Source organism: Actinomadura darangshiensis, from assembly GCF_004349235.1.
GTDB classification, from domain to species: Bacteria; Actinomycetota; Actinomycetes; order Streptosporangiales; family Streptosporangiaceae; genus Spirillospora; species Spirillospora darangshiensis.
This window is the reverse complement of the sequence record NZ_SMKY01000028.1, coordinates 1-12,568: the sequence shown is the minus strand read 5'-3', so window position 1 is coordinate 12,568 and position 12,568 is coordinate 1. Positions and strand designations below refer to the sequence as shown.

Here is a 12,568-nt window from a genome sequence, read left to right as displayed (position 1 = left end):
ACTACCGAAAGGGCCGACATGACCACGATCGAAAGCGGGTCGCAAATGCGGGAACTCAAGGGAAAGCGGGCCCTGGTCACGGGTGGTTCTCGCGGTATCGGAGCGGCCGTCGTGCGCCAGTTCCTGGACGCGGGCGCCGAGGTGCTCGCGACCGCCAGGTCGGCGGCGGGCACGGTGCCGGAAGGGGCCGCCTTCGTGGCGGCCGACGTCCGGACGCGGGCCGGAGCGGAGGCGCTCGCCGCTGCCGCGCAGGAAACGTTCGGAGGGGTGGACATCCTCGTCCACAACGCAGGCGGGGCGCGGCCAGGCGGCGGCAGTTCGGCCATCCCCGACGAGGAGTGGCAGGACGCGCTGAACCTGAACCTCCTGGCCTCAGTGCGGCTGAATTCACTGTTGACGCCGGGGATGCGCGAGCGGCGTTCAGGGATGATCGTGCATGTCTCCTCGGCCGCCGTCCCCACGCCGGTAGCGCCGTTCTTGCACTACACGGCGGCTAAGGCCGCGCTGGAGAACTACAGCCGGGGACTGGCCTTGGAGCTGGCCCCGTTCGGTATCCGGGTCAACACCGTGTCCCCTGGCAGGACCGCCACCCCCGGCGGCGAAGCGACGCGGGAGCAGTGGGCACGCCTGGACGGCGCGCCGGACCAGGGCGACGCCGCGGCGCCGAGCGAGACCGGAAGCGTCGTGCCGCTGGGGCGCGACGGCCGACCCGACGACATCGCCAACGCGGTGCTGTTCCTTGTGTCCGGCCGAGCGAGCTGGCTGACCGGGAGCAGTCTCGCTATCGACGGCGGCGAATTCCACCGAGGCTGAGTTCAGCGGAGTCGTGCCAGGTCTCCTGGCGCAGGAGGTCGAGCAGGGCCGTCTCCGCCGGCCCCGCGTCGTGCCGGAGCACGGCGATGACGGGCTGGGAAACGGCCGGGGACACCGGGCGCGCGAGGTGCTCGTGATCGTGGGGCACCGCGGAGGCGGGGACGAGCGTTGCCCCCAGTCCGTGGGCGGCCCAGCGCACGGCCGTCGCCGCCTGGGACACGCGGGCGGCGGTGGCCGGGGGCCGCTCGTTGCCCCGCAGCACGTCCAGCAGCACGCCGTCGAGTGCGCTGTCGCGGTCGAACCTCACCCACGGCTCCCCCTCCAGTTCGCGCAGCTCGACCCGGTCCGCGGCGAGTTGCCGGTGCCCGGCGCCCAGCACCACGACGAACTCCTCGTCGCCGAGGTGGTGGGCGTCGTCGGGTGTCTGATCGCATGCCGCCATCAGGGCGAGGTCCAGGACGCCCCGGCGTCCCAGCCGCTCCAGTTCGGCGGAGCTCGGCTCCTCGAAGACGGTGACCTCCAGCCGCGGGAAGCGGCGGCGCAGCGCGCCCAGCGCGCCCGGCAACTGCCGCGCGCCGAAGCCCATCTGCACCGCGACCACCAGTTCGCCCACCAGCTCGTCGGCACCGGCCCGCGCCGTCGCCTTCGCCCGCCGCGCCGCGTTGACCGCGACCTCCGCCTCCCGCAGGAACGCGCGGCCGGCCGCGGTCGGCACCAGTCCGGTCGGCGTGCGGGCGAACAGTTTCACGCCGAGTTCCCGTTCCAGGCCCCGGATCTGCTGCGACATGGACGGTTGAGCGACGTGCAGCAGTTCCGCCGCGGCCGTCACCGACCCCTCCTCGGCAACGGCCAGGGCGTACTCGAACTGACGAAGGCTCATCGGCTCCCGTCCCCTCCCCGCGGCGGGCCATGGCCCGTTGTAATCACTGCAACAGTGTAAGTGGGCGCTCCCGCCGCTTGCGATCGAGCGGCCCGGTATGTGTGCGATGCGGGCTTCGTCCGCCGCAGGGCGGATTACCGGATCGCGTAGTCGAGGACGCGGGGGCCCAGGAGGCTCTCGATCACGTCCAGGCGGTCGGCGAGGCGCAGGCCGCCGGATGCGACCTGCATCGGGCTGGCTGGACGGCGCGTCGCGCGTGGTCCCGTTCCGGTACACCGCCGACGCCGTCCGGCAGGCGTTCCTCGGCCACTACACCAGCGGGCCCCTCCTGGCGGGCGCCGCGGTCACGCACCCACCGGGGACGGTGAGTTCGGTGCGTGCGGGGAGGGCACCGGGTGGCGGCGGGTTCAGACGCCTACGGGGTGCCAGACGGTCTTGGTCTCCAGGAAGGCGGTCATGCGGTCGATGCCGGGGGTGGCCGTCCAGTCCGTACCGGACGGCCGCAGGACGCGTTTGAGGTTGCCGGCGGCGGCCCCTTCGAGTTCGGGGGCCTGGTCGGGGGCGGCGCCGGTGAGGTCGATGGCGTTCACGTCCATGTGGGAGGCCAGCCAGGGGGCCAGTTCGGCGCGGTCGCCGGTGAGGATGTTGACCACCCCGCCGGGCAGGTCGCTGGTGGCCAGGACCTCGGCGAGGACGACCGCCGGCAGCGGGGAGAGCTCGGACGCCAGAACGACGGCGGTGCTGCCGGCGACGATCGCCGGGGCGAGCACCGAGACCAGGCCGAGGAGGGGGTCGTCGGGGGCGACGACGGCGACCACCCCGGTCGGCTCGGGGGTGGAGAAGTTGAAGAACGGGCCGGAGACGGGGTTGGCGGCACCGGTGACCGCGGCGAGTTTGTCGGCCCACCCGGCGTACCAGACCCACCGGTCGACGGCGGCGTCCACATGGGCGGCGGCGTCGGCCTTGGACAGTCCGGTCCGGCGGAGTTCGGCGGTGAACTCGTCGTGGCGGCCTTCCAGCATCTCGGCGATGCGGTAGAGGATCTGGCCGCGGTTGTAGGCGGTGCGGTCCGCCCAGCCGGGCTGGGCCTTGCGGGCCGCCGCGACCGCGTCGCGGACGTCCTTGCGGGACGCCTTCGCGGCATTGGCCGCGAAACCGCCCTTGGCGTCGTTCACCACGTAGGTCCTGCCGGATTCGGACCGGGGGAACGCCCCGGCGATGTACAGCTTGTAGGTCTTGCGGACGGTGAGACGGTCAGACATCGAGGTAGGCCTCCAGTCCGTGGCGTCCGCCTTCGCGGCCGTATCCGGATTCCTTGTAGCCGCCGAACGGCGAGGCGGGGTCGAACTTGTTGAAGGTGTTGGCCCACACGATTCCGGCCCGCAGGCGCTGGGCCGTCCACAGGATCCGCGAGCCCTTGTCGGTCCAGATCCCGGCGGAGAGCCCGTAGGGGGTGTTGTTGGCCTTGGTGACGGCCTCGTCGGGGGTGCGGAAGGTCAGCACCGACAGGACGGGCCCGAAGATCTCCTCCTGGGCGATCCGGTGCGAGGCCGCCACCTGGGTGAACACCGTGGGCGGGAACCAGTACCCCTGCGCCGGAAGGTCGCAGGCCGGCGCCCAGCGCTCGGCCCCCTCCGCCTCGCCCGCCGCGACGAGGTCCTGGATGCGCGCGAGCTGGGCGGCGGAGTTGATCGCACCGATGTCGGTGTTCTTGTCGAGGGGGTCGCCGACGCGCAGCGTCGCCATCCGCGTCCGGAGCCGCTCCAGGAGTTCGGCGGCGACCGACTCCTGGACGAGGAGGCGGGAGCCGGCGCAGCACACGTGGCCCTGGTTGAAGAAGATCCCGTTGACGATGCCCTCGACGGCCTGGTCGATCGGGGCGTCGTCGAAGACGATGTTGGCGGCCTTGCCGCCCAGTTCCAGGGTGAGCCGCTTGCGCGTGCCGGCCACCTGGCGGGCGATCTGCCGGCCCACGCCGGTGGAGCCGGTGAAGGCGACCTTGTCGATCCCGGGGTGCCCCGTCAGGAGGCGTCCGGTCTCGCCGGCGCCGGTGACGATGTTGACGACACCGGGCGGCAGGCCGGCCTGGCGGCAGATGCCGGCGAACAGCAGCGCGGTCAGCGGCGTGGTCTCGGCCGGTTTGAGGACGACGGTGTTGCCGCAGGCGAGGGCGGGGGCGATCTTCCAGGCCAGCATCAGCAGCGGGAAGTTCCAGGGGATGACCTGCCCCGCGACGCCGAGCGGGCGCGGGTCCGGCCCGAACCCGGCGTGGCCGAGCTTGTCGGCCCAGCCCGCGTAGTAGAAGAAGTGGGCGGCGACCAGCGGCAGGTCGACGTCGCGGGACTCGCGGATCGGCTTGCCGTTGTCGATCGACTCCAGCACGGCCAGTTCGCGGGAGCGCTCCTGGAGCAGCCGCGCGATGCGGAACAGGTACTTGGCCCGCTCCGTCCCGGGCATCGGCCCCCATACCGTCTCGAAGGCCCGCCGTGCGGCCGCGACCGCGCGGTCCACGTCCGCCTGGTCGGCGGTGGCGACCTCGGCCAGGGCCTCCTCGGTGGCGGGGTTCACCGTTTTGAACGGTTCCCCGCCGCCGTCGGTGAACTCGCCGTCGATGAAGAGCCCGTACGAGGCGCGGACGTCGGCGATCGCCGCCGATTCCGGCGCCGGCGCGTACTCGAAAACCGTCATGATCCCTCAGTCCAGGGTGAAGTAGTCGGGACCGGAGTACACCCCGGTGGACAGCTTGCGGCGCTGCATCAGCAGGTCGTTCAGCACCGACGAGGCGCCCAGGCGGAACCAGTCCGGCGACAGCCAGTCCGCGCCGGCGGTCTCGTTCACCAGCACCAGGTACTTGATCGCGTCCTTGGTGGTGCGGATGCCGCCGGCGGGTTTGACGCCGACCTGGCGGCCCGTGGCCGCGCGGTAGTCGCGGACGGCCTCCAGCATCACCAGCGTCACCGGGAGCGTCGCGGCCGGGGAGATCTTCCCGGTGGAGGTCTTGATGAAGTCGGCGCCCGCCCGCATCGCCAGCCAGGACGCCCGCCGCACGTTGTCCAGGGTCGCCAGCTCGCCCGTCTCCAGGATCACCTTCAGGTGCGCGGGCCCGCAGGCCCGCTTCACCGCGGCGATCTCGTCGGAGACCTTCGCGTAGTCGCCGGACAGGAAGGCGCCGCGGTCGATCACCATGTCGATCTCGGCCGCCCCCGCCGCGACCGCCGCGCGGGTGTCGGCGAGCTTGGCCTCCAGCGGCGCGCGCCCGGACGGGAACGCGGTCGCCACCGACGCGACCCCGACCCCGGTGCCGCGCAGGGCGTCCACCGCCACGTCCACCATGTCCGGATACACGCACACGGCGGCGACCGCCGGGACGGACGGGACGGCCGGATCGGGGCGGACGGCCTTGGCGCACATCGCCCGGACCTTCCCCGGCGTGTCCGCGCCCTCCAGCGTGGTCAGGTCCACCATCGAGATCGCCAGATCGATCGCGGCGGCCTTCGCCGAGGTCTTGATCGACCGCGACGCCAGCCGCGCGGCGCGCTCCTGCGCCCCGGTCTGGTCGACGGCGGGCAGGCCGTGCAGGAACGCGCGCAGCCCCTGCTGGTCCGTCTTCTTCGGAAGGGTCGTCGGGTCAGCCACGGTTCCCCCTGTTCTCCAGGATCCGGTTGAGGATGAGCGCCGCCACCACGATGAGGCCGGTCACCACCATCTGGAAGAACGAGCTCAGCCCGACGAGGTTGAACAGGTTCTTCACGACCGACAGCAGCAGGACCGCCACGAACGTGCCGAAGACGTTGCCGCGCCCGCCGAACAGGTTCGTCCCCCCGAGGACGACGGCGGCGATCGCGTCCAGTTCCAGGCCGTTGAAGGCGGTCGGCTGGCCGATCGTCAGCCGCGAGGTGAGCAGGACGCCCGCGAACGCGGCGAGCAGCCCGGAGATGGCGAAGACCGAGACGGTCACGGCGCGCACGGGCAGGCCGGACAGGCGGGCGGCCTCCCGGTTGCTGCCGACCGCGTAGACGTACTCGCCGAACGTCGTCCCCCGCAGGACCAGCGCGGCGAGCACCGTGACGGCGATGAAGATCAGCCCGACGATCGGGACGTTCCCGATGAACCCGCCGCCGAGGAGCTGGAAGCCGTCGGGCGCGTCGCCGCCGGCCGGGGTGCCGCCGGTCAGCAGGTAGGTGAGCCCCCGGATGCTGGTGAGCCCGGCGAGCGTGGTCATGAAGCTGGGCAGCGACAGGTACGCCGACAGCCCGCCCATGACGGCGCCGGCGGCGGCTCCGGCCGCGAGCGACACCAGGACGGCGATCGCGGGCGGCCAGCCGTCCGACATCAGGACGGCCACCGTCATCCCGGCGAACGCGGCGGTGCTGCCCACCGACAGGTCGATGCCGGCGGTGAGGATGACCATCGTCATGCCGATCGCGACGATGCCGGTGAGGCTCGACTGCTGCAGCAGGTTGGCGATGTTGCGGGTGGTCAGGAACTCCGGTGCCAGGATCGACGCGATGACGCACAGCACCAGGAAGACGACGAGCAGGTTCCCGTTGCGCAGCAGGGCGAGGCCGTGGCGGCGGGGCACGATACCGGCCAAGGCCGGCTTGGCCTTCGAGGCGGTTTGGGTCATGGTGTTGCTCCCGTGATGACGGTGTGGGCGATGTCGGCCTCCGGAGCGGTGCGGGGGTCGAACCGCGCGATGTTGCGGCCCTCGTGCAGCACCCAGACCGTGTCGGCGTGGGCGGTCAGCTCGGCGAGCTCGCTGCTGGCGAGCAGGACGGCGACGCCGTCGTCGGCGAGCCGCCGGACCTGCTGGTAGAGGTCGGCCTTGGCGCCGATGTCGAGGCCGCGGGTGGGCTCGTCCAGCAGCAGCACCCGCATGCCCCGGACGATCCACTTGGCGAGCACGACCTTCTGCTGGTTGCCGCCGGAGAGCTCGCCGACGGGCTGGTCCGCGGAGGTGTGCTTGACGCCGAGGCCGGCGAGGACCGGTTCGGTCATCCGGCGGCCCCGCGAGCGCGGCGCCAGCGGGCCCAGCGCGCTGACGGCGGCGTTGCGGGAGACGCCGAGCCCGAGGAAGAGGCCCTGCTCCTTACGGCTTTCGGGGACCAGCGCGAGACCGTTCCGGACGGCGGTGCGCGGCCCGGCCACCGGCAGCCGGTCGCCGTCCAGGCGGGCGCGGACGTCCGCGCGGACGACGCCGAACAGCGCGTTGAGCAGCGTGGTGCGCCCGGCGCCGCCGAGGCCGGCCAGGCCGACGATCTCGCCGGGCCGGACGTCGATCCCGGAGACGTCGAGGATGTCGCCGACCCGTGCCCGCTCGATGACCAGCCGCGGCTCGCCGGACGGCACGGCCCGGTCCTCGCGGCGGACGAGGTCGCGGGACTCGCCGATCATCGCCGCGACGAGCTCGTCGTGGCCGGTGTCGGCGACCTCGAACACGCCGGCGTCGCGGCCGTCGCGCATGACGGTGGCGCGGTCGCCGATCCGCGACACCTCGTCGAGCCGGTGCGAGATGTAGATGATCGCGCGGCCTTCGGCGGCGAGGCCGCGGATGACCTCGAACACCGCCTCCAGGTCGCGTTCGCCGAGCGTCGCGGACGGCTCGTCCATGACGATGACCTTGGCGTCCATCGTCAGCGCCCGGGCGATGGCGGTGAGCTGCTGCGCCGCGATCGGCAGGTCGCCCACCCGGTCGGCGGGCGAGAACGTCCCGCCGACGCGCTCGATGACGTCGGCCGCCGCCTCGGCGCGGGCGCGCCGCCGGACGAACGGGCCGCGCGCGGGCGCGCGCCCGAGGAACAGGTTCTGCGCGACGGTCAGGTCCGGCGCGAGGTCGAGTTCCTGGTAGATGACGCTGATCCCGGCGGCGATGCCGTCCTGCGGGCTCGTGGCGTGCAGCGGCCTCCCGGCGAGCCGGATCTCGCCGCCGTCGGGCCGGTAGGAGCCGGCGAGGATCTTCATCAGCGTGCTCTTGCCGGCGCCGTTCTCGCCGAGCAGGCAGTGGACCTCGCCCGCGCGGACCGACAGGTTCGCGCCGTCGCAGGCGAGCGTGCCGGGGAACCGCTTGACGATCCCCGTCATCTCCAGGAGAGGCGAGTCGCTCATGCGGCGTCCGCCAGCAGGTGGGCGGCGGTGGTGTCGTCGGTCACCAGGACGTTGCAGATCCCGCCGGCGACGACGGCCCGGCACACCCGGTGCTTGCGCTCGCCCGCCACCACGGCGATCGACCAGGCCCCCGCGCGCAGGTCGTCGAGCGTGATGCCGAGCGTCCGGCGGTCCAGGTCGTCCCAGACGATCCGGCCCGCGCCGTCGACGAACCGGCCGACGACGTCGCCGACGCCGCCCGACGCGGCGAGCGCGTCGACGTCGGCGGAGCTCAGGTAGCCCGACTCGACGAGGACGGAGTCGTAGGACAGCGCACCGGGGCTGAACAGGAACGCGCCGCACTGCCTGGCCAGGTCCAGGACGCCCGCCACCGACCGGTCGCTCTCCAGCGCGGCGCGCGTCGAGTCCTGCTCCACGATCGCCGGCGCCGACAGCAGCGTGACGGTGCCGCCGCCGTGGTGCGCGAGCCGGCTGGCCATGTCGGACGCGGAGGTGGGGCGGCGGGAGCGGCTCAGCCCGCCGTTCACCTGGACGATCTGGACGCCGCGCGCCCAGCCGGGGGCGATGTGCGCGGCGACCGCGTCCAGCGTGCGGCCCCACGACACGCCGAGGCTGCGCGGCGCCGGGGACAGGTCGGCGAGGTAGCGGGCGGCGGCGCCCGCGACCAGGTCGCGCGCCTCGACCTCGCCCGCCGCGCCGTCGACGGGCACCACGACCGCGTCCCGCAGCCCGTAGCGCTCCTTCAGCTCGCGCTCGCGCGCGTGCAGCCGGTGCCGGGGGTGGACGATCTCGATCCGGACGATCCCGGCGGTGCGGGCCTCGGCGAGGAGCCGCCCGACCTTCCAGCGGGTGAGGTGCAGCTTGCGGCCGATCTGCTCCTGCGTCTGGTCGCCCTCGTAGTACATCTCGGCGACGCGCAGCAGCAGCGTCTCGTAGTCGGCGTCCTCGGCGTTCATCGGGACTCCTCGCTGGGGCGGCTGAGCAGGTGCGACACGTCGCGGGTGGCGGCGGTCGCCTGCCGGTACAGCTCGTAGCCGGTGTCGTAGGCGCCGCCGAGGGCGTCCCGCCCCTCCGGCTCGACGAGGGTGGTGACCGGCCTGAACGCCTCGGCCGCCTCGGCCAGGCCGCGGTACGCGCCGATGGCGGTGGCCGCGAGGACCGCGCAGGCGCGCAGCGTGAGGTTGTCGCCGGCGTCGGCCGCCCCGCCGGGGCGGCCGGCGAGCAGCAGCGGGCGGTCCAGCACGTCCGCCATGGTCTTCAGCCAGAGCGGGTTGTGCCGGACGCCGCCGGAGACGTAGATGTCCCTCACCGGGACCCCGGCGGTGAGGAACGACTCCAGCACCTGCCGCGTCCCGTACGCGACGCCCTCCACGGCGGCCCGGTAGAGCTGCGCGGGGGTGGTGCCGAGCGTCAGGCCGAGCACCGCGCCGCGCAGCCCCGGGTCGCGGAGCGGCGTGCGGTTGCCCATGAAGTGGTCCAGGACGATCAGGCCGTGGTCGCCGGGCCGCACCTGCTCCGCCTCCGCCCACAGCCGGGGCAGGTCGGCGCGGTCCACGCCGAGGAGGTCCTCGCTCGTCCAGCGCAGCACCGAACCCGCCGACACCTGGCCGCCCTCCACCAGCCAGTGGCCGGGGCGCAGCGCGTCCGGGTACGGGCCCCAGATCGCCGGGGTGAACACGGGGTCGTCGATCTCGGCGACGAACGCGTTGGACGTCCCGCACACGATCGACAGCCGGCCCGGCTCCAGCCCGCCGAGGGCCAGCAGCGACAGGTGCGCGTCGATGCCGCCGACCGCGACGGCCGGCCGGCCGCGGATCCCCAGCTCGGCGCATGCCCGCGCGGTGACCTCGCCCGCCGCCGCACCCACCGGGAGCACCTCGGCCGGGAGCTTGGCGGCCAGGTCCGAGACGCCGAGCAGCGCGTACAGGTCGTCCGGGTGCCCGCCACCGCGCGGATCGTGGTTGTACTTGCAGCAGGCGTTCAGCTGCGACGCCGTCCACCTGCCGGTGAGCCGCCAGGTGAGGTAGTCGACGGCCTCGACGACGCGGGCGGCCCGCCGGTAGACCTCCGGTTCGTGGCGGGCCAGCCACATCGCCTTCGGCACCAGCCACTCGACGGCGTCGGAGCCGCCCGCGTACTTCAGCACGTCATGGCCGGTCTCCGCGGTCGCCGCGGACTCGTCGGCGGCACGGGCGTCCATCCACAGGATCGCCGGGCGGAGCGGGCGGCCCGCCTCGTCCAGGACGACGACGGTCGACGCGGTGGTGGCGACGGCGACGCCCGCGATCTCCGGCTCCCCCGCCTCCGCGAGCGCGGCCCCGGTCGCGGCCGTGACGGCGCGCCACCAGTCGTCCGGGTCCTGCTCGGCCCGGCCGGGCCGCGGATACCGCGTGGTGTAGCCGTCGCGACCCGTGCCGAGGACGGCGCCGTCGCCGGCGAACACCGCGACGCGCGCGCCCTCGGTGCCGAGGTCGATGGACAGCAGTGCGGTCATGCCCGCTCCCCGGGCCGGAACAGCACCTTCGAGCTGAAGATGGAACGTTCCCCGAGCTGCCTCATCGTCTCCGGCAGCGCGTCCAGCCCCAGCTCATGGGTGATCATGAACTTCCAGCGCAGGGCGCCGGAGGCGAACGCGTCCGCCGCCGCCCGCCACTCGTCGCCGGGGAACGGGGCCGAGAACGAGTTCCAGGCGCCGTGCAGGCTGATCTCCCGGCGCAGGAAGTCGTTGAAGGTGCCCTTCGCGAACTCCACCGGCGCGTGCGGGATGCCGATGAACACGGCCTCGCCGTGCCGGGCGCACAGCGCCGCCGCCATGTCCGCGGTCACCGGGTTGCCGGCCGACTCGATCACCACGTCGTACCCGCCCGCCGCCAGGTCGCGGGCCTCCTCCGCGCTGGTGGTGACGTGCGTGGCGCCCGCCTCCGACGCCTGCGCGAGCTTGCGCTCGTTCAGGTCGACGGCCAGCACGTCCGACGCGCCCGCCAGCCGCGCCCACTGGACGGCGAACAGGCCGATCGGCCCCGCGCCGAGCACCGCGACCCGGTGCCCGACGCCCAGCCGCGTCCGCCAGATCGCGTGCAGCGCGATCGACGCCGGGTCCAGCATCGCCGCGGCCTCGGCGGGCACCTGCTCCGGCACCGCGAACAGGTTCCGGTCCGGGACCGTGACGTACTCGGCGTAGGCGCCGTCGCGGCGGCTGCCGAAGTAGTCGTAGTCGAGGCAGAGGCTGAACCTGCCGCGCTGGCACTCGGTGCAGGCGAAGCAGGGGATCAGCGGCGGCACCGCGACCAGGTCGCCCTCGCTCGCCCCGCGCACGCCGGCCCCCGCTCCGGCGACCCGGCCGGCGAACTCGTGCCCGCAGATGATCGGCATCCGGTGCGCGCCCGCTTTGAGCATGCGGGCGATGTCCGAACCGCAGACCCCGCAGGCGTCGACCCGGACGAGGGCCTCGCCCGGACCGGGCTCGGGCTTCGCGACCTCCTCCACCCGGATGTCACCGGGCGAGTGCATGACGGCCGCGAGCATTTTCTCAGGCACAGTTTTCCTTCCGGCTTCTCTCAGGACGCGGGCTGCATCGCGGCGAACACGGTGGAACCGCTGTACTTCGCCGCGTTGGCCGGGTCGACCAGGGCCGTCCCCGCGTCGACGTACGACGGGACCTTCTCGCCGCGGCCGACCTTGACCGCGGTCTGCACCGCCTGCCCGGCCTCGCTGATCGGGTCGTTGAGCGCGGTGGCGACGTACTGGCCCTGCGGGATCAGCTTCACCGCCTCCATGAGCCCGTCCACGCCGGCGACCTTGACGTCCGTCCGGTCGTTCTCCCGCAGCACCTGCAGAGCGCCGAGCGCCATGTCGTCGTTGTGCGCGTAGACGGCCTTGACGTCGGGGTTCGCCTGCAGCAGGTCCTGCATGGCGCTGACCGCCTTGGACCGGATGTAGTCGCTGTACGGACCCTTGACGATCTTGATCTTCGGGTTGCCCTTGACGCCCTGCGCGAACCCGTTCCCGCGGTCCCGGGCGACCGCGCCGCCGGCGTCGCCCTGGATCTCGATGACCTTGCCGCCGGCTGCGCCGAGCGCCTTCGCGAGCCGCTCCCCCACCAGCTTGCCCATCTGGGTGTTGTCGCGTCCGACGTGCGACGCCGCGCCCTCCGGCACCGGCCGGTCCAGGGTGACGACGGGGATCTTCGCGGTCTTGGCCGCCGCCAGCCCCGCCGCGACGCCCTTCGGGTCCACCGGGTTGACCAGGAGGACGTCCACGCCGCGCGTGATCAGGTCCTGGATGTCGTTGTTCTGCTTGGTGACGTCGCCGTTGGCGTCCGCGAAGAGCAGCTTGGCCCCCGCCTTGCCCGCGGCCTGCTGCGCTCCGTCCTTCAGCTGGACGTAGAACGGCGACTGCTGCGTGACCTCGCTGAACCCGATCGTCAGCTGCCCGTCGTCGTTCTTCTTCGAGTCGCCGCTCGGCCCGGTCGACACCGAACAGGCCGACGCCACCGTGACCACCGTGGCGAGGGCCCCCGCCAGGAACCTTCTCCGCATCTTCCCCTCCCGGGTTGTGCTGGGGGTCACACCGTAAGAACCCAGTTCAGCGGGACGCAACATCTGCGTAGCATTCTGCTCATCTGAGCAACACGTGGGAGGCTACCCGATGCTTCCCCACCTGACCTGCGAAGATACGCAACCGCCGCTCGTGCTGGCCGCCCAAGGCGAGTTGAACTCAAGCCCGGTGGTCGGGGGGTTCCGGCTGGACGGTGTCAGGGGCGGGTGGCCG

At 73.2% G+C, this 12,568-nt stretch carries 11 protein-coding genes; 1 reads left to right on the top strand and 10 read right to left on the bottom strand.

Annotation, left to right across the window (positions count from 1 at the left end; all coding sequences use genetic code 11):
- Positions 1-18: 18 nt before the first annotated feature.
- The gene (locus E1293_RS09090; RefSeq protein ID WP_132195853.1) at positions 19-813 is read left to right on the top strand and encodes an SDR family oxidoreductase; all 795 of its coding nucleotides are present in this window, start codon (positions 19-21) and stop codon (positions 811-813) included.
- On the opposite strand, the gene E1293_RS09085 is transcribed toward E1293_RS09090, so the two are convergent.
- The 10 genes from E1293_RS09085 to E1293_RS09035 form a co-directional block, all read right to left on the bottom strand.
- Complete coding sequence (locus tag E1293_RS09085) at positions 782-1,693, bottom strand: LysR family transcriptional regulator (protein WP_132195851.1); 912 nt, start codon at positions 1,691-1,693, stop codon at positions 782-784. The genes E1293_RS09090 and E1293_RS09085 overlap by 32 nt on opposite strands.
- Before the next feature lie 407 nt (positions 1,694-2,100).
- Positions 2,101-2,955 carry an aldehyde dehydrogenase family protein gene (locus tag E1293_RS09075; RefSeq protein WP_132195849.1) on the bottom strand — a complete coding sequence of 285 codons (855 nt, stop codon included), beginning with the start codon at positions 2,953-2,955 and terminating at the stop codon, positions 2,101-2,103.
- Positions 2,948-4,381, bottom strand: a complete 1,434-nt coding sequence (locus E1293_RS09070) for an aldehyde dehydrogenase family protein (protein ID WP_132195847.1) — start codon at positions 4,379-4,381, stop codon at positions 2,948-2,950. The genes E1293_RS09075 and E1293_RS09070 overlap by 8 nt, the downstream gene beginning before the upstream one ends.
- Before the next feature lie 6 nt (positions 4,382-4,387).
- A complete protein-coding gene (gene deoC, locus E1293_RS09065; RefSeq protein WP_132195845.1) occupies positions 4,388-5,329 on the bottom strand; it encodes a deoxyribose-phosphate aldolase in 942 nt (313 codons plus the stop codon).
- On the bottom strand, positions 5,322-6,320 hold the full coding sequence (locus E1293_RS09060) for an ABC transporter permease (protein WP_132195843.1): 999 nt from the start codon (positions 6,318-6,320) through the stop codon (positions 5,322-5,324). Before E1293_RS09060 ends, deoC begins: the two co-directional genes overlap by 8 nt.
- Positions 6,317-7,798, bottom strand: coding sequence for a sugar ABC transporter ATP-binding protein (locus E1293_RS09055; protein ID WP_132195841.1), 1,482 nt, complete (start codon positions 7,796-7,798; stop codon positions 6,317-6,319). The genes E1293_RS09060 and E1293_RS09055 overlap by 4 nt, the downstream gene beginning before the upstream one ends.
- Positions 7,795-8,754 carry a sugar-binding transcriptional regulator gene (locus tag E1293_RS09050; RefSeq protein ID WP_132195839.1) on the bottom strand — a complete coding sequence of 320 codons (960 nt, stop codon included), beginning with the start codon at positions 8,752-8,754 and terminating at the stop codon, positions 7,795-7,797. The genes E1293_RS09055 and E1293_RS09050 overlap by 4 nt, the downstream gene beginning before the upstream one ends.
- Positions 8,751-10,292, bottom strand: a complete 1,542-nt coding sequence (locus tag E1293_RS09045) for an FGGY-family carbohydrate kinase (RefSeq protein WP_132195837.1) — start codon at positions 10,290-10,292, stop codon at positions 8,751-8,753. Before E1293_RS09045 ends, E1293_RS09050 begins: the two co-directional genes overlap by 4 nt.
- On the bottom strand, positions 10,289-11,335 hold the full coding sequence (locus tag E1293_RS09040; RefSeq protein ID WP_207938746.1) for a galactitol-1-phosphate 5-dehydrogenase: 1,047 nt from the start codon (positions 11,333-11,335) through the stop codon (positions 10,289-10,291). The genes E1293_RS09045 and E1293_RS09040 overlap by 4 nt, the downstream gene beginning before the upstream one ends.
- Before the next feature lie 20 nt (positions 11,336-11,355).
- A complete protein-coding gene (locus E1293_RS09035) occupies positions 11,356-12,336 on the bottom strand; it encodes a substrate-binding domain-containing protein (protein ID WP_132195835.1) in 981 nt (326 codons plus the stop codon).
- Positions 12,337-12,568 lie beyond the last annotated feature (232 nt).